The following is a 16,910-nucleotide window of genomic DNA, read 5'->3' as shown; positions in this document are numbered from 1 at the left end:
GTCAAGCCTTTCGTTCGCCGAATTCTCGCACGTCCGGGGCCCCGCCGCCATCCCCCCGCGCGGGCACGACGCCGCCCGCCGCGGGCGCGCCGCGCGGCTCAGAGGGCCATCGGCATGACGACGTAATCGTCCAGCAGCCCGGCGTCCGCCCCGTCCTCCCGGAGCGGCTGGAACAGCCCCTGCCCCATCGCCTCCCCCAGAGCCACGCGGACACGGTCCGTGCCGGCGACCGCGAGGAAGTCGAGCAGGTACTGTGCGTTGAAACCGATGGCGAACGCCGGTCCCGGATACTCGATCTCGAGTTCCTCCACCGCGTCGCCGAGGTGAGGGCTGGTGGCGGAGACCCTGAGCGTCCCCTCCTCGAGCTCGAGCTTGACCAGGTGCGTGTGCTCCTGGCTCAGGACGGCCACCCGCTCGATCGCCTTGCGGAAGGCCTCCCTTCCGATGGTGAAGACCTTGTCGTTGGCTTGGGGGATCACCTTCCGGTAGTCGGGAAACCTCGGCTCCTGGAGGCTCGTGCTGACCTCCCTGCCGGCGATCTCCGCGAACATGCTGTTCTCCTGGGGCCAAACGGCGACGAGGTCCTCGGCGTCCGCGGCGAGCCGCTGCAGCTCCACCAAGGCCTTCCTGGGAACCACCATTTCCACCGGCTTCTTTCCCCGCACGCCGGCGGGCCGCCTGACGCGGGCCAGGCGGTGGCCGTCCGTGGCGACCATCGTCAGGCCGCCCGACTCCAGCTCCCACTTCGCCCCCCCGATCGAGTACCGGGGATCCTCGCCCGCTATGGCGAACACGACCCGCCGGATCATGTCGGCCAGGACGGGAGCCTCCACCTCCGCCGACGGGTCGCCCTTCCGCTCCCGGAGCGCGGGGAACTCCGCGGGATCCATCGTGGCGAGGTTGTACCGGATGCGCTCCATCTGGATCTGCAGGCGTCCCTCCCGCAGGCGGAAGCCGAGGTTCCCCGCCGGCAGCCGCCTGACGATCTCGTGGAGCCTCCTCGCGTGCACGGTGGTCGAGCCCGGTTCCTCGACCGTCGCCGGCACGGCGGACCGGAACCCGATTTCGAGATCGGTTGCCGCCAGACGCAGGCGGCCTCCCTCTTCGGCGGTGAGGAGCACGTTGGAGAGGATCGGGAGGGTGGCCTTCTTCTCGATGATCCCCTGGAGGAGGTTGAGTTCGGCCAGCAGGGCACCCTGGTCGATGGTGATCTTCATGGAAAACCTCGAATGCCGCGCGCGGCGCGGGCGGAGCGGTGATCAAGCATAACCTGACAGGGAGTGACCGTGGTAGAAGCCGCAGCAGGGCTGTGCACGCGGTGGAACGGCCGCGAACCGGCTCTCCGCAAAGGTCTTAGGGGAACCGCCGGGTGAGGAAAAGCGGACTCGGTCCGGTGGAACGGGTCTCGATTCGGTCCCGGAGCGCAGCGTCCACATCCGATCCTCGGCGGCTGTGGGTGGACGGTGTGCACGCCGCGGCGCATGTCAGCCGAGGTCCGACTCCAGCTCGGACACGAGCTTGTGGACGGACGGATCCTCCCTCATGAGCCGCTCGATTTTCCGCACGGCGTGGAGGACCGTGGTGTGATGCATGTTGCCGAAGGCGCGCCCGATCGCCTGAAGGCTCTCTCCGGCCACCTTCCGGCCGAGGTGCATCGCGATCTGGCGGGGATAGGCGATCCTCCGCGCGTTGGTTCGGCTCTTCAATTCCGAGACCTTGAGCCCGAAGCGGCGCGCGACGACGCGGATGACGGCGTCGAGGGTCACCGGCTGGCGCTCCTCCGGCACCAGCGTGCGGACCACGCGCCGCGCCAGCTCGAGGTCGGGCTTTCGCCGCTGGATCGACGCGCTGGCGATGAGAGTGGTCAAACAGCCCTCGAGTTCCCGGACGTTGCTGTGAACGTTTCCGGCGATGAACAGGGCGACCTCCGGGGCCAGCTCCCAGCCGCGGGAGGACGCCATCTTGTTGAGAATGGCGACCTTGGTCTCGAGATCCGGCGGCTGGATGTCGGCGAGCAATCCCCACTCGAAACGGCTGCGGAGGCGCTCCTCGATGCCCGGGATGGCGCGCGGCGGGCAATCGGAGGTGATGACGATCTGCTTTCCGGCGTCGTAGAGGACGTTGAAGGTGTGGAAGAACTCCTCCTGGGTGCTCTCTTTCCCGGCGAGAAACTGGATGTCGTCCACGAGGAGCACGTCGACCGACCGGTATCGCTCCCGGAACCGCGGCGTGTCCTCGAAGCGGATCGCGGCGATCAGCTCGTTCATGAACTCCTCCGAGGTCAGGTAGCGCAGCCGGATCTCGGGACGCCGCTCGAGGAGCCGATTGCCGATCGCCTGCATGAGATGCGTCTTGCCCAGCCCGACACCCCCGTAGAGGAACAGAGGGTTGTACGTCCGCCCGGGCTGGTCGCTCACGGCGAGCGCCGCGGCGTGGGCGAACTGGTTGCAGGACGACACGACGAAGTTGTCGAACGTGTACCGCGCATTGAGGCGCGCCGGCTCCCGGTCGGGGACGGGAGGACTGTCAGGCTGGGGCCGGGGCGCGACGAACTCGACCTCGATGCTGTCGGCGCCGGGGAAACCCGCGTCGGGAAGCGCCGAGCGGATGGCTGAGAGGTACTGGGTCCGGAGCCACTCGGCGAACATCTCGTTCGGCACGCCGACCCGCAGTCGGTTCCCCTCGACCCCGAGCAGCTTCGTCGGGCGGAACCACGTGTCGAACGTCCCGGGCCCCAGCTTGGGCCGGAGAGCGGCGAGAACGCGGTCCCAGGCGGAGGCCCCGAGGGCCGGCTGCGCAGCACCGTTTTCCACAGGCCTATCCCCTTGCGCCGGGCCGGGATCGACCGGCACGCCGCGGCGAAAGCTCACACGTTTTCCACAACTGTGGAGGCGTGAGCCCTTGCCCTAAGCTTCTTTTTTTCAGAAACTTGAGACATCCGGTGCCGGGATGTTCCCCCCGGTCGTGCACCTCGTCTCCATCCGGCGACACCCGCCAGGGCCGTGCACCCCGGAACGGGGTGACGCAGGCCGCCGCGCTCGTTGTGGGTGAGGAGCGAAGGCTAGCACCAGCGGTTCGGGCGAGGCAAGGGCGGCGGGGGTGGGGGCGCCGGTTTGACACGGGTAGCCGGCGCTCCTAGGCTAGCCGCTTTGCGGAATCCGCGGCGCGGCGGCGCCTCGCCGAACGAGTCTGCCGTGGCCTTCCGGGTGCCGCCTGGACCTGGCGGTGCGACCGCAAGAGACCACCACCCATCGGCGGCAGCCGAGGTTCGAGGCTTTGCGCGATGAAAAGAACGTTCCAGCCGAACAAGCGCAAGCGCAGAAAAACGCACGGCTTCCGGGCGCGGATGAAGACCGTCGGCGGCCGGCGCACGCTGAAGCGCCGCCGCAGGAAGGGCCGCAAGCGCCTGGCGATCTGACGGGCGGGCGGAGACCGCGGGAGACGTTCCCGCCGGCGGCGCGCCTGCGCAAGCGGCGGGAGTTCCTCGCCGTCTACGAGCGGGGAGTCCGGGTACCGGGCCCGCTGCTCGTCTTGTTCGTCGTTCCCCGTCGGGAGGGCGGAGCCCGGCTCGGGATCACCACGACGCGCCGGCTGGGAAGCGCGGTGGTGCGGAATCGCCTGAGGCGGCTCGTCCGCGAGGTGTTCCGGCGCCACCGGCACCGGATGCCATCATGGGACCTGGTCGTGAACGTCCGGGCCGAAGCCCGCGAAGCGGGATATCGGGAGATCGAAACGGAGTGGCAGCGTCTCGTGAAGCGCGCGGAGAGGAAGCTAGCGCGGGAAGGGCGGCAGGCCTGACCCGCGCGCCGTCGGTCCTGCTCCTCGCCTTGATCCGCGGCTACCGCCTGCTGGTTTCGCCTTGGTTGGGCCGCAACTGCCGGTACCTGCCCTCGTGCTCCGTCTATGCCGAGATGGCGATCGAGGAGTGGGGGGCGATTCGCGGGACGCTTCTCGCGGTGCGGCGAGTGGCGCGTTGCCACCCGTTCAGTCGCACCGGGCTCGACCTTCCTCCGCGCCGGCCCGTCCCGCCGTCGCGTCGCGCCTGAGGGCGCCGGGAGAAACGCGATGGACCGGGACATGATGCTGCGGACGATCCTCGCGGTGGCTTTGGCCTTCCTCCTGATGACCGCGTGGAAGAGCCTGGTGCTCGACAAGCGGCCCCGGCCGGAACCCACCGAAGCGCCCGCCACGGCCGCCCCGGAGGCGAAGGAGGAGGTACCGGTCCCCGAGGTCCCCGCCCCCGCGCCGCCCCCGGCGGCCGCGACGGAAGCGGTGGAGGGCCCTCCTGACCAACCCCAGCAGCGGATCGAACGGGCCGGGGACGTGGTGGAACTGACCGCGCGCGGGGGACGGATCGCCTCCTGGCGGCTGTTGGAGCACCGGCGCGACGCGGGGGACCCGGACTCCCCGCCGATCGACATCGTTTCGCCGGAAGAGCGGCTCCTCGACCGCCTGCCGCTCACGATCGAACTCCCGGACGAGGAGGAGACGCGGCGCGTGAACGCGGCGTGGTACCTCACGGAGCGCGCCCGCGCGGCGCCGGAGGAACTCGAGCGCCTCGACCTGCCGGAAGGGACCGAGCGCGTGCGCTTCCGCTGGGCCGACGGGGCGGGGCTCGCGGTGGAAAAGACGATCTATTTCCCCCCCGACTCCCCCTTTCTCGCGCGCGTGATCTGGTCGGTGACCCGGAACGGGGTGCCGGATCCGGAGGCGATGCTCACCTGGGGGCCGGGAGTGGCGCACCGGCTCGACTCCGGACGCGCGAGCCGGTACGGCTATCGAGGAGACGTCGTCTACCCGAACGGCGGGCGGACGGTGCGGGACCACCTCGCGCGGAAGGCGGAGTCCGCCGGTGCCGATCGCCTCGCGGAGCTCACCCGCGGTCTCGTCTGGCCGGCCCGGGGGGCCCCGCGGTGGCTGGCGATCGACAACCAGTACTTCGCGGCCGCGCTGGTCCCCGCCCGGCCGTCGTCCGCAGTGGCGCGCGTGGTCCCGGCGGAGATCGCGGGAGGGACCTCGTACCAGCCCGTGATCGGGGTGGGCGCTTCGGACGTGATGGTTTTCGCGGGCCCGAAGTCGACGAGAGCGCTGGCCGAGGCGGGGGCGCGCCTCGGAGCCCCTCTGCCCTCCCTGCTCTACTGGGGACGTTTCCGCTTCATCGCGGAACCGCTGTACCGGGTGCTCGCCTTCCTCCACGGATGGGTGGGGAACTGGGGCGCGGCGATCGTGCTCCTCACCGCCCTCATCAAACTCGCTTTCTATCCCCTGACCCAGCGGTCGCTGGTGAAGATGCGCCAGACGCAGGCCAAGATGGCCAAGCTCCAGCCGAAGATCCGCTGGATCAAGGAAAAGTACAAAGACAAGCGCGACATGGAATCGCGGCGGCGGATGCAGGAGGAGATGATGGCCCTCTACAAGAAGGAGGGCGTCAACCCGATGGCTCCCGTCGCCGGCTGCCTTCCGCTGCTGCTCCAGCTTCCCGTTCTGTACGGCATGTACTCGGTGCTGACGGTGGTCATCGATCTTCGCGGCGCGCCGCTGTTCGGTTGGATCCGCGATCTGTCGGCGCCCGATCCCTACTTCGTCACCCCGATCGTGATGGGCGCGACGATGTTCTTGCAGCAGCTCCTGAGCACCGCCCGCGTGGAAGACCCGCAACAGCGGGCCCAGCAGCGGATGATGCTGTTCATGCCGGTCATGTTCACGTACTTTTTCGTCTGGCTTCCCAGCGGACTGGTTCTCTACTGGCTGACGAACAACGTGCTCTCGATCCTGCAGCAGCTCGTCATCAACAGGCAGGCGGAGGCGCGGGCGGCCTGAAGCAGGCGGCCGCAGGGGGAACGGCAGGTGAGCGAGGAACGCGAACGGTTCACGGGCAGGGATCTCGCAGAAGCGCTCGCGGCGGCGCGGAAGAAGTTCGGACTCGCGCGGCGCGACATCGGCTACGAGGTGCTGCACAGGCCGGTCGTGGGCCCTCTCGACGAGCCGGGTTCGGCGATGGTGGAGATCGAGGCGTGGCCCCAGCCGGGAGCGCGCCCGGCTCCCGACACCGGCGCGCGCGAGGAGCGGCCGCGGCGCGACCGCGGACGGAAGCGCGGAGCGGCGGCCGAGGACCTGCCCCCGCTGGTTCCCGGTCCCGAGGTCACCGATCCTCGGGCGGTGGTGGAGCACGTGGTCCGCGCCCTCGTCACCGGTTTCGACCTGGATCTCGAGATCGACGGCGTGACCGAGAACGAGGTCGGGATGCGGGTCAACCTGGTCGGCGCGGACGCGAGCCTGCTGACCGAGGACGAGGCCGCCGGCCTCGACGCGCTCCAGTACGTGGTGAACCGCATCCTGCTGCGGGACGGCCGCCGGGACGCCGCCATTTCGATCGACGCCGCCGGGTACCGGGCGAAGCACGAAGCGGAGCTGATCGAGCAGGCGAAGCGCTTTGCGGAGGAGGTGCGGCGGACAGGGCAGCGCCGGCGGATGCCCCCACTGGGCCCGTACGAGCGCCGCGTGGTGCACCTCGCCCTGGCCCGCGAAGAGGGCATCAGGACCTTCTCCACCGGGAAGGGCTTCAAGCGCCAGCTCAACATCGCGCCGAAACGCGGCTCCTGAGCCCTCCGCGGGCGGCGCGGATCAGTCGAGAAGCGGGCGGGTCAGGTCGCGCGGTCCCTCCGCCGTGCACAGGACGTCGTCCTCGATCCGGATTCCCCCGTGGCCGGCGAGCCGGTCGACGAGAGTCCAATCGACCAGATCCGCCTCCGGACCCGAGCGCAATGGCTCGAGAAGGTCGCGGATGAAGTAGATTCCCGGCTCGATCGTCACGAGGTGGCCTTCCTCGAGCCGGCGGGTGTTGCGGAGAAACGGATCCTCGTCGGGCGGCGCCACCGTGCCGCCTGCGGGGCCCGCCTGATGCCCGCCCACGTCGTGGACCTGAAAGCCGAGGTGATGTCCGACGCCGTGCGGGAAGAACCTGCGGGCCACCGACGGGTCGGGCCGGCGCAGCACCCCCGCTTCGACGAGGATCGCGGCCACCCCTTCCACCGCCGCCGCGTGGATCTCCGGATACGGGCGTCCCGGCGAGACCATGGCGACGAGGCGGCGCTGCAGTCGGTCGAGGGCGCCGACGAGGGCCACGAATTCGGGGGCGGCGTCCGGAGACGTGGTGGTTCGCGTGATGTCGGAGGCGAAGCCGTCGCAACCGGCGCCAGCGTCGAGGAGCAGGACGCGGCCGGTCGCTCGGGGCCGTTTGTTCTGGTAGTGCAGGATCGCCGCGCGGTCGTCGAGCGCCACGATCGGCTCGAAAGGGAGTTCCCGCTCGAGCATGCCCGAGCCTTCGAGGAAAGCCCAGTAGATCGCCCGCTCCGGCTTCCCCTCCAGAAAGGCCCGCCGGGCCGCCTCGTGCCCGGCAGCGGCCCGCCGCGCGGCCTCCTCCGCCAGGGCCACCTCGTGAGCGGTCTTGACGGCGCGGTGCCAGTCGAGAACGGCGACGAGTTCCGGCGGGTTGATCCGCTCCTCCTCGAAACCGAGACGCCGTGCGGCGTCGGGGAACCCGCCCACGTAGGCGACGCGGCCGGTTCCGTCGAGGAGGGTGGCGGCCCGGTCCGCCGACTCGAACTCGACGAGGTCGACGGCTTCCTGCCAGTAGGACGGCTCGGGGACGGCGTGCTCGAACCAGAAGTCGCGCGGAGCGAACCGCGCCACCAGCGGCCGGCGTCCCGGACGGGCGAGGACGAAGTGCCCCGGGCCCGGCAGCGGGACCCAGCGGGCGAAGTGCCCCGACGGCCGGAACGGGATCGGCTGGTCGTCGCCCGGATAGGTTCGCTCCTCCCCGGCGTGGAACAGCACGGCGTCTCCCGGCCAGCGGGTCAGGGCCTCCGTCACGATCTGATCCAAACGAGCCAGATGGTCGCGATACAGCTCGCTGTCGGTCATCGCCTTCCCCCATCGGTGACGGACCGGAGCCCCGGCCGGGTGTCCCGCCCGCCGCTGCCGGATCCTCCCCGGACCGATGAGAGTACATTACGGCCGGCCCGCTCACCCGGCAGCGGCCAGGAGGTCCCCGATGATTCCAGGACGGCTCCACCGGATCGTCGCCGCTTTCGCCCTCGTCCTCGCGCCCGCCGCGGCGCGGGCGGCGGAAGCCCCGTCGCTGACGATCCACCAGGACGGCCCCACGACGCGGATCGAGGTCACGTGGCAGGAGAACGGGACGGTGCGCAGCGCCACCCTGCGCGAAACGCGCGCCTCGGTCCGCCCGGGACGGACGGGCGCGGCCCCCGACGGGTCGGCTCTGTTCGCCACCTGGTCCGAGGACGGGGAACGGTGGTTCTCGGTGGCGCGGGGCGAGCCCCTCGAGTGGACGGCGTCCCGGCGCCTCGAGACCGAGTTGCGCCTGCGGGACGGCGCCACGCGCCCGGACGAACCGCTTCCGGCACCGGCGCCCGGATTCGCCGCCGACGCCGCGTCGCGCCTCTGGCTGGTTCAGTTCGAGACGGTGAGCATCCCCGAATGGCGGTCGGCGGTCGAGGCCGCCGGAGGCCGGATCCTGGCCTATTTCCCCCACAACGCCCACCTGGTTCGGGCTGGGGAGGCGGCGGTCCGTGCGGTCGCGCGCCTGCCCTTCGTGGCGAGAATCGCTCCCTACCATCCCTGGTACCGGATCTCGCGGGAGGTGCGGGAGTGGCTCTCCGGCGCGTCGCCGGACGATCGGCTGCGGGTCAACGTCATGGCGGCGGAGTGGGGTGAGCCGGGCAAGCGGCGCATCGTGGAGGCGGCCCGGCGTCTCGGGGCCCGCATCGATGCGGCGTGGCCGAACGGCCACATCGTCGAGCTGACGGTGACCCCCTCCCAGCTGGCCGCGATGGCGCGCCACGACGACGTCGTGTGGATCGATCCTTGGAGCGCGCCCGAGACCGACATGGATCTCGTGCGCGAAGACGCCGGGACGAACTGGATCGAGAACAACCTCGGTTACTGCGGCCAGGGCGTGCACGGCGAGGTGATGGACGCCGGCATCGAAGACACGCACCAGGATTTCGACGGGATCATGCTTCACGGCCCGCACGACACCGCGAGCCACGGAACCAGCACCTACGGAATCGTGTTCGGAAACGGCGACCGCGACGGGGACGGCAAGGCGAAGGCGACCGGTCACCTCCCGTGCGCGCAGGGGATCTTCGCCGACTACGGCAACCTCGGCGACCGTTTTGCCGAGACGCAGGAGCTGAAGGGACCGCCGTACTACGCCTCGTTCCAGACCAACTCCTGGGGCAGCGCGCGTACCAGGAGCTACAACAGCAAGTCGCACGAGATGGACGACATCATCTGGAGGCTGGACATCGCCATCACGCAGTCGCAGTCGAATGCCGGCAACCAGGACAGCCGTCCGCAAGCCTGGGCCAAGAACATCATCAGTGTGGGCGGGATCAAGCACCACGACACGCTCGACACTTCGGACGACAACTGGGGAGGAGGGGCCTCCATCGGTCCGGCGGAGGACGGGCGGATCAAACCCGATGTCTGCTACTGGTACGATCACATCTACACGACGACGACCGGCAACGGCTACACGTCGAACTTCGGCGGCACCTCCGCCGCGACCCCCGAGGTTGCGGGTGCGCTCGGCATCTTGGTGCAGATGTGGTCCGAAGACGTCTGGAACACGCACCCCACGGGAACGACCGTCTTCGAAAGGCAGCCTCATTTCTCGACGATCAAGGCGCTGCTGATCAACACGGCTCAGCAGTACCCGTTCAGCGGGACCTCCGACGATCTGACGCGGATGCACCAAGGCTGGGGCCGCCCCGATCTCGTGTACGCCAAGCAGACCGCCGACCGCAGCTTCATCGTCGACTGGGGACGGCCGCTCGGTTTCAACGAAACGGCCAGCTATGACCTCGACGTCGCGGCGGGGGAGGCCGAGCTCCGGGTGACGCTCGTCTACCCCGATCCGCCAGGCACCACGGCCGCGACGCTCCACAGGATCAACGACCTCAGTCTGAAGGTGACCTCGCCGTCGGGGACCGTGTACTACGGGAACCACGGCCTCGACGTCGGCACGCAGTCGATTCACGGTGGAGCGCCCGACACGATCAACACCGTCGAGAACGTGTTCGTCCGCAATCCGGAGCCGGGGATCTGGACGGCCGAGGTGACGGCGGCGGAGATCAACCAGGACGAGTACCTCGACACGCCGGAAGCGGACTCGGTTTTCTCGCTCGTCGTGACCGGCGCCACCGGCTCGAGCTGCGTCAAGCCGACGGCCGACTTCACGATCACGCCGAATCCCGCGCGGGTCGGTGAAGCGGTGCTGTTCGACAGCACCGTGAGCGGCGGAGCGGGGCCCCCTTACAGCTACGCGTGGGACTTCGACGGCGACCGCAGCACCGATTCCACCGAGGCCGACCCGGTGCACACGTACCACGTCCCCTACGAGGGAATCGTTCGCCTCCAGGTCCGGGACTCCGCCGACTGTCCCCAAACCGTGGACAAGTCGATCACCGTAACGGGCCCGGATTTGCGGTATCAGGACTACGTCGGACTCGTGGAGGTCACCGGCAACGGGAATGGTGCGCTCGATCCCGGGGAGACCTGGGAGTTCACCGTAGAAATGAGAAACGACGGCAACGAACCCGCGGTGGGAGCCGAGGCGGACCTCCGCGTCGGGGCGGCGACCCCGGGGCCGGTCTCGATCCTCACCGGGAGCGCGGCTTACGGGGACATCGCGGTCGGGGCCACCGCGGCGGGGCAGCCGGCCTACCGCTTCCGAATCGGGCAGGATTTCCCCTGCGGCGAGGAGATCGTCTTCGACCTCGTGTCGATCCGGTCATCCGATCCGGCCAACGTCTATCCTGACGAAGAGGGCGTGATCCGGTTGCTCGTCGGCGGAGCGGGTCCCGCCCAGACGTTCTTCAGCGACGGATTCGAGACCGACACCGGCTGGAGCTTCCAAGGCGGCGGCGAGTGGGAGATCGGTCCGCCCCAGGGTCTCGGGGGCGGCACGGCTCCCCCGGGGGGCGATCCCCCGAGCCCTGACCCGGACGCCGCGTTCGAAGGCGCGAACGTCCTCGGCAACGATCTGAGCGGACTGGGACGCTGGCCCGGCAACTACGAGGCGCTCGTCGATTCCACGGCGACTTCGCCGCCGATCGACGCTTCGGGAGCGGCCTCCGTCGAGCTTCGCTTCGAGCGCTGGCTCACCGTCGCGCCCGGCGACACCGCCTCCGTCGAGGTCTCCGCGGACGGCCAGACGTGGGTGCCCATCTTCAGCGCCAGCGATGGAAACGACGATGGCGCCTGGGTGCTCCCCGCCTACGACGTTTCCCAGTGGGCCGACGGGAACCCGTCTTTCCGGTTCCGCTTCCATCTCGTGACGGACGGCGGGCTGATGTGGTCGGGCTGGAACGTCGACGACGTCGAGCTGCGGGGAGTGTTGCGCACCTCGTGCGAGCCGTTCTCCGTGCCGTCTCCGGGATCGGCCGAGGGGGTCACCGTGGCGAGGACGCCGGCGGGTGACCTGGAGCTTTCGTGGCAGGCGGACTGCGGGGGCGGGACCGCCTACGGGCTCTACCGGGGAGACCTTCGCGCGGGAATCGGCTCGGCCGCACCCGAACCGGGCCTCTGCTCGGTCTCCGGAACGAGCGCGGTGCTTCCCGCGGGCCCGAACCCCGCCGACTTCTTCCTCGTCGTTCCGAACGACGGGGGTTTCGAGGGGAGCTTCGGCCCCGACTCCTCCGGCACCGAGCGCCCTCACCCGGACTCCGCCTGCTACCCGCCCGACCGGGTCGATTCGTGCGCCCGGTGAGCTTTCCCGGGCCCGCCTCGGGATGCCTGCCCGGCGGGCGCGTTCGCGCCGGGCGGGCGTGGGTGCGCCCGGCCCGGGCTCCCGCTTCCGGGCCGCACCCGCCGATCGGCCCTTCCGCAGCAGCGCGGCTCCCGTCATCTTTGCGGCATGCCGCGCTGGAGGAACCCTCCCCGCTTCCCCATCCGCGGCAGCGGCCGCGCCGGTGCGGCCGGGAGCGGGGCCGGTGCTGAACGAAGCCGGGGCGCCGCTGCGGCGGCCGGGGCCGATGAGCGCCAGCCGGAGGCGGTTCCGGCCGGAGCGGGAGCCGCGGTCGGGTCGACCGGACCGGCCGGCGTGGCGGCGATCGGCCGAGCGCGTCCCGAGGCGGAGGCAGAGGGCGCCGGCGGAGAGATCGAAGGTGGCGGAGCGGCCGGGATCTCCGGGGGAGCCGTTCGGACGGTGGGCGATTCGCCGGCCCGGCGACGGGCTACCGGAGGGCGCAGGAGCGGAAGCTGCGCCCCCTAGGAGAAGCACCCCGCCGCGCGAGGGCGGAGCGTCGGGGGCGCGGGAGTCGATGCCCGGCCGTGATCGACAGCGGCCGCGTCCGCGGGTTCGCCCGCGCCGGGAACGCGCCGCGCGGCTGTCCGTCTCACGGGGACGAGGGTGACACCGGCGCTTCGCCTCCGCCGCCCGCGACGAGAAGGGCGACCACCGCCGCGGCGACGGGGATTCCGATCGTGACCAGGCGCCCGGCCTTCGGCCGCTCGGCCGCCGGTTCGGGTGCCGGTGCGCGGCCGGGCGGATGCGGAGGACCGGAGAGGCGAAGCTCGACGCGCTCGTACCGCCCCGCCTCGAGAAGAACCTGCTTCCGCGTGACGCCCAACTCCTCGCCGCGGGGATCGAACGCGGTCAGTTCGTAGCGTCCCGGTGGAAGCCCGGCGAGCGCGAACGATCCGTCCTTTCCGGTGGGCGGGGAGAGGAAGAGGTCCCCTGTGGCCCGCCGCAATCCCACCTGGAAGCCGACAGCGGGAAGTCCTTCCTGGTCGAGGAGGACTCCCCGGAGGCCCGCGGTCGAGGACTGGGCGAGCGCCGCCCCACCGGGCGCGGCGGCGAGCCAGGCGGCGAGCGCGAGCGCGAGCGGCGTTCTGCAGAGCGGTCGCATCGAGTCTGCCTCCGGATCGCAGCGCGGGCCCGTGGCGCGCGAGAGCCCAACTCTCCCCCGCGGTCGCGTGCGCGTCAAGGCTGGCCGGACGACAATCCGCGGGCGCGGCGCGACGGGCCGCAGGGAGCACCGCGATGGCGCAGAAGGAAGGGGACACGATCGTCGCACCCGCGACGCCGCCGGGGCGCGGGGCCCTCGCGGTCGTTCGCCTGAGCGGGTCCCGGGCGCTGGAAGTCGCACGGCGCGTCGCACCGTCCCTCCCCGCCCGGCCCCGCCCGCGCTACGCGCACTTGACGGTTCTGTCCGATCGATCGGGCCGCGAGCTCGACACCGCCGTCGCGGTCTGGTTTCCCGCGCCCAGGAGCTACACCGGCGAGGAGATGGTGGAGATCACCTGCCACGGCTCGCCGGCGGTGGTGCGGGAACTCCTCGCCGCATGCCGCCGGGCGGGTGCTCGCCCGGCCGATCCCGGCGAGTTCACGGTGCGGGCCGTCCGGAACGGCAAGCTCGATCTCACCCAGGCGGAAGCGATCGCCGACCTCGTGGAGGCGGCCACCGTCGAACAGGCGCATCTCGCCGCGCGCCAGCTCCGCGGAGAGGTGGCGCGCGCGCTGCAGCCTCTCGCGGAGGAGGTGGCTTCGCTCCTCGCGGAACTGGAGGCGGGGCTCGACTTCCCGGACGAGGAGGAGCGGCTGCGGCCCGACCCGGAACGGCTGGGGGCCAAATCGCGGGAGCTCGCGGGCCGCCTCGAAGCGCTCCTCGAGCGCAGCGCCATCGCGCGGCGGGTGCGGGAGGGAGCGCTGGTGGTGCTCCACGGGCCGGCGAACGCCGGGAAGTCTTCGCTGTTCAACAACCTCGTCGGCTCGGACCGGGCGATCGTCACCGACGAGCCGGGGACGACCCGCGACCTCGTGGAGGAGGTCGTCGTGATCGAGGGCCTGCCCGTGCGGCTCGTCGACGCAGCGGGAGTCGGCGCGGCGGTGTCGAAGGCCGACGCGGCGGGGCAGGAACGGGCCTGGCAGGCCGCACGCGAGGCCGACCTCGTCCTTCGCGTCTACGCTCTCACCACGCGTGAGCGTCCCGCGCCGGCCGGCCCCCGCGAGCTGCTCGTCGCGACTCACGGCGACCGGCCGCCGGCCGCGCCTCCCGTCCCCGGATCTCTCGTCGTGAGCAACGTCACCGGGGCCGGTATCGACCGGCTCCGGGCCGAGATCGCCCGGCGGCTCGAGGCGCCCGGGGAGGCGCCGCTGGAGAGCGTCGCCCTGGCGAACGAGCGGCACCGCCACGCCGCCGACAGGGCGCGGGCGGCCCTCGAGCGCGCGGGAACCCTGCTGGGATCGGGAGGGGAACCCGAGCTGGCGGCGCTCGAGCTGCGCCAAGCGGTGGGGCACTTGCGGGAGATCCTCGGACAGGTCGGTCCGGAGGAGATTCTGGAGCGCATCTTCTCGCGCTTTTGCATCGGAAAGTGACCGGCTCCCCTCAGCCCCGTAGCCGCTCCACGCAGAGAAGAACCCCGCGTCCCTCACCGAGAGGGATCACGCGGGAGCGGCGGGAACCCCCGACGCGACGGGCAGCGGCCACCGCGTCGGCCTTTCCGAGCCACGCCACGACTCGGCGCGGAGGCTCGCCGGCCGCCAGGCGGGCGATCCAGTCGACCGGCCGGGGGAAACCGCGCATCGTGACCGTGCCGGCCCGATCCGGCACGTCCCGGGGAGAAGCGATCCGCTGGTGGAGGACGCGCACCCGGTCGCCGAGCCCGACCTCTCGGACGGCGGCGCTGAGGAAGGCCGCCTTCCGCTCGACCGATTCCACGAGATACCCGGACCACCCGGGCAAAGCGCAAAGCAGAGCGAGTCCGGGGTAGCCGTTTCCCGAGCCGAGATCGGCCAGGGTCCCCGCGGGCTCCGGAAAGCAGGGCAAGGCCTCGAGCGACTCCTCGAGGAGCCGCACCGCCCCGACGTGCGGGTCGCGGAGCGCGGTGAGGTTGATTCGCGCGTTCCACGCGTACAGCAGCCCGAAGTGGAGCGCGAGCCGCTCGCGGACCTCCTCCGGAAGTTCGGGGCGCCGCCTCAGCAGGCGCCGCGCCGCTCCGAGCGCTTCCCGATCCGGCGCGATCACGCCGGTGCAGCGTGCCGCCGGGTGCCCACCGCGGCGGCGAGCAGGGCTAGGGCCGCCGGCGTCACCCCGGGGATGCGGGCGGCTTGCCCCAGGGAGGCGGGCCGGACTTCCGCCAGCCTTTCGCGCACCTCGTGAGACAGCCCCGGAATGCGGGAGAAGTCGAAGTCCCGGGGAAGGCGGATCGACTCCGCCTGGCGCAGGCGCGCCACCTCCTTCCGTTCCCGCTCGAGGTAGCCCTCGTAACGGACCGAGGCGGCGAGGGTGGCGCGGTCCGCGGGCGGCAGGCGGCGGGCGGCCTCCACCTCGGAGAGGACCTCCTCGGGCGGTTCGCCCCGGCGAAGGCGCTGGGCCGCCGAGCCCCGAGGTCCCCGCCGCTCCAGCGCGGCGCGCGCCGCCTGGATCGCCTCCCATCTGCGCTCCGTCCGCTCGAGGTCGGCACGGCTGACGAGCCCCAGGTGCTCGGCGACGGGGCGCAACCGCCGATCCGCGGTGTCCGGCGAGAGCGACAGCCGCATCTCGGCGCGCGAGGTGAACATCCTGTACGGTTCGAGAACGCCCCGGGTCGTCAGATCGTCGACCATGACGCCGAGGTAGCTGTCGAAGCGGTCCGGGACCCAGGGGTCTCGCCCCATGGCCCTCAGTGCCGCGTTCACGCCCGCGACCAACCCCAGACCGGCCGCCTCCTCGTATCCCGTCGTGCCGCAGATCTGCCCGGCGAGGAAGAGGCCCCTCCGAGTCTTCGCCTCCAAGGTGGGGTGCAACTGGGTGGGCGGCGCGTAGTCGTACTCCACCGCGTAGCCGTAGCGGGCGATGACGGCATCCTCCAGGCCCTCGATGGCGTGGACGATCTCCTCCTGCGCTTCGGGGGGAAGACTTGTCGAAAGTCCGTTCACATATATCCAGGGATGTTCGATTCCCATCGGCTCGAGGTGCAGGAGGTGGCGGTCGCGGTCCGGGAAACGGACGACCTTGTCCTCGAAGGAGGGGCAGTAGCGGGGACCCTTGGCCCGGATCCGCCCGGTGTACAGCGGCGAACGGTCGAGGTTCGCCCTCACCACCGCATGGACCCGGGGGTTCGTCTGCGCGAGGTGCGTCGGCACCTGCGGCATCGGGGGCCGGAACCGCGGGAGCGCGAGGTTCGCGAACGAGAACGGCTCGGGAGGCTCGTCGCCGGGCTGAACCTCGAATCGCTGCAGATCGACCGAGCGGGCGAGGAGGCGGGGCGGCGTACCCGTCTTGAACCTCCCGAGGCGGAGACCCGCCATCCTCAAGGCTTCGGAGAGGGCAACGGACGGCGGCTCGCCGGCGCGTCCCCCGGGCTCCTCCTCTTCGCCTCGGAAGAGCTTTCCGCCCAGGAAGGTCCCGGTCGTCACCACGACCGAGGCCGCCTCGATGACCTCTCCGGCCGCGGTTTCGACCGCGCTCACGCGATCGCCGTCGAACCGGAGGCCCACCACCTCCCCCGCGAGGAGCTCGACCCGCCCGTGGCGGCCCAGAAGCCTCCGCACCACCGCGGGGTAAGTCTCGAAGTCCTGCTGGGCCCGAGGCCCCCTCACGGCCGGGCCGCGGCTCCGGTTCAGGACCCGAAAGTGGATCCCCGCGGCGTCGGCCGCCCTCCCCATCAGGCCGCCCAGCGCGTCGATCTCGCGCACCAGGTGCCCCTTCCCGATCCCGCCGATGGCGGGATTGCAGGAAAGGCGGACGAGCGCCTCCGGCCGGAGCGTCACGAGGACCACGTCGGCCCCGAGCCGCGCGGCCGCATCCGCTGCCTCGACACCGGCATGGCCGCCGCCGATCACGACGACCGGGGGAAGGTTCCTCGTCACCCGCTCCTCCTCTTCCGGAAGGTGAGAGTCA

14 protein-coding genes are annotated in these 16,910 nt (G+C 71.3%); 8 read left to right on the top strand and 6 right to left on the bottom strand.

Annotated elements, in window-relative coordinates; genetic code table 11:
- Positions 1-98 precede the first annotated feature (98 nt).
- Entirely contained in the window at positions 99-1,217 is a 1,119-nt protein-coding gene (dnaN, locus tag D6718_01325) for a DNA polymerase III subunit beta (GenBank protein ID RMG48711.1), read from the bottom strand.
- A gap of 267 nt (positions 1,218-1,484) precedes the next feature.
- Entirely contained in the window at positions 1,485-2,813 is a 1,329-nt protein-coding gene (dnaA, locus tag D6718_01320; protein ID RMG48710.1) for a chromosomal replication initiator protein DnaA, read from the bottom strand.
- 470 nt (positions 2,814-3,283) lie between these two features.
- Here dnaA and D6718_01315 point away from each other — a divergent pair, with 470 nt between their 5' ends.
- The 5 genes from D6718_01315 to D6718_01295 are packed head-to-tail and all read left to right on the top strand — an operon-like array spanning position 3,284 to position 6,603.
- Positions 3,284-3,418, top strand: coding sequence for a 50S ribosomal protein L34 (locus D6718_01315; protein ID RMG48709.1), 135 nt, complete (start codon positions 3,284-3,286; stop codon positions 3,416-3,418).
- Positions 3,415-3,798, top strand: a complete 384-nt coding sequence (gene rnpA, locus D6718_01310) for a ribonuclease P protein component (protein RMG48732.1) — start codon at positions 3,415-3,417, stop codon at positions 3,796-3,798. Before D6718_01315 ends, rnpA begins: the two co-directional genes overlap by 4 nt.
- On the top strand, positions 3,672-4,046 hold the full coding sequence (gene yidD, locus D6718_01305) for a membrane protein insertion efficiency factor YidD (protein RMG48708.1): 375 nt from the start codon (positions 3,672-3,674) through the stop codon (positions 4,044-4,046). Before rnpA ends, yidD begins: the two co-directional genes overlap by 127 nt.
- A gap of 19 nt (positions 4,047-4,065) precedes the next feature.
- Positions 4,066-5,820 (top strand): membrane protein insertase YidC, encoded by a 1,755-nt coding sequence (locus tag D6718_01300; GenBank protein ID RMG48707.1) that lies wholly within the window; start codon positions 4,066-4,068, stop codon positions 5,818-5,820.
- Positions 5,821-5,847: 27 nt separating this feature from the next.
- Complete coding sequence (locus tag D6718_01295; GenBank protein ID RMG48706.1) at positions 5,848-6,603, top strand: hypothetical protein; 756 nt, start codon at positions 5,848-5,850, stop codon at positions 6,601-6,603.
- A gap of 21 nt (positions 6,604-6,624) precedes the next feature.
- On the opposite strand, the gene D6718_01290 is transcribed toward D6718_01295, so the two are convergent.
- The gene (locus D6718_01290; GenBank protein RMG48705.1) at positions 6,625-7,923 is read right to left on the bottom strand and encodes a Xaa-Pro dipeptidase; all 1,299 of its coding nucleotides are present in this window, start codon (positions 7,921-7,923) and stop codon (positions 6,625-6,627) included.
- 130 nt (positions 7,924-8,053) lie between these two features.
- Here D6718_01290 and D6718_01285 point away from each other — a divergent pair, with 130 nt between their 5' ends.
- Both D6718_01285 and D6718_01280 read left to right on the top strand, forming a co-directional pair.
- Positions 8,054-11,794, top strand: coding sequence for a hypothetical protein (locus D6718_01285; protein ID RMG48704.1), 3,741 nt, complete (start codon positions 8,054-8,056; stop codon positions 11,792-11,794).
- Between the two features lie 147 nt (positions 11,795-11,941).
- Complete coding sequence (locus D6718_01280) at positions 11,942-12,298, top strand: hypothetical protein (GenBank protein RMG48703.1); 357 nt, start codon at positions 11,942-11,944, stop codon at positions 12,296-12,298.
- Between the two features lie 124 nt (positions 12,299-12,422).
- Here the strand turns inward: D6718_01280 and D6718_01275 are convergent, their stop codons facing one another.
- Positions 12,423-12,935: a carboxypeptidase regulatory-like domain-containing protein gene (locus D6718_01275; protein RMG48702.1), complete on the bottom strand. Its 513-nt coding sequence runs from the start codon at positions 12,933-12,935 to the stop codon at positions 12,423-12,425.
- 134 nt (positions 12,936-13,069) lie between these two features.
- On the opposite strand from D6718_01275, the gene mnmE reads away from it, so the two are divergent.
- Positions 13,070-14,404, top strand: coding sequence for a tRNA uridine-5-carboxymethylaminomethyl(34) synthesis GTPase MnmE (mnmE, locus tag D6718_01270; GenBank protein ID RMG48701.1), 1,335 nt, complete (start codon positions 13,070-13,072; stop codon positions 14,402-14,404).
- Positions 14,405-14,414: 10 nt separating this feature from the next.
- On the opposite strand, the gene D6718_01265 is transcribed toward mnmE, so the two are convergent.
- Together D6718_01265 and mnmG are read right to left on the bottom strand one after the other, a co-directional pair.
- The gene (locus D6718_01265) at positions 14,415-15,053 is read right to left on the bottom strand and encodes a 16S rRNA (guanine(527)-N(7))-methyltransferase RsmG (GenBank protein RMG48700.1); all 639 of its coding nucleotides are present in this window, start codon (positions 15,051-15,053) and stop codon (positions 14,415-14,417) included.
- On the bottom strand, positions 15,050-16,879 hold the full coding sequence (gene mnmG / locus D6718_01260) for a tRNA uridine-5-carboxymethylaminomethyl(34) synthesis enzyme MnmG (protein RMG48699.1): 1,830 nt from the start codon (positions 16,877-16,879) through the stop codon (positions 15,050-15,052). Before mnmG ends, D6718_01265 begins: the two co-directional genes overlap by 4 nt.
- Between the last annotated feature and the right edge of the window lie 31 nt (positions 16,880-16,910).

It is taken from the genome of Acidobacteriota bacterium (assembly GCA_003696075.1).
GTDB lineage: Bacteria > Acidobacteriota > Polarisedimenticolia > J045 > J045 > J045.
This window is presented reverse-complemented; position numbering and strand designations above follow the sequence as displayed.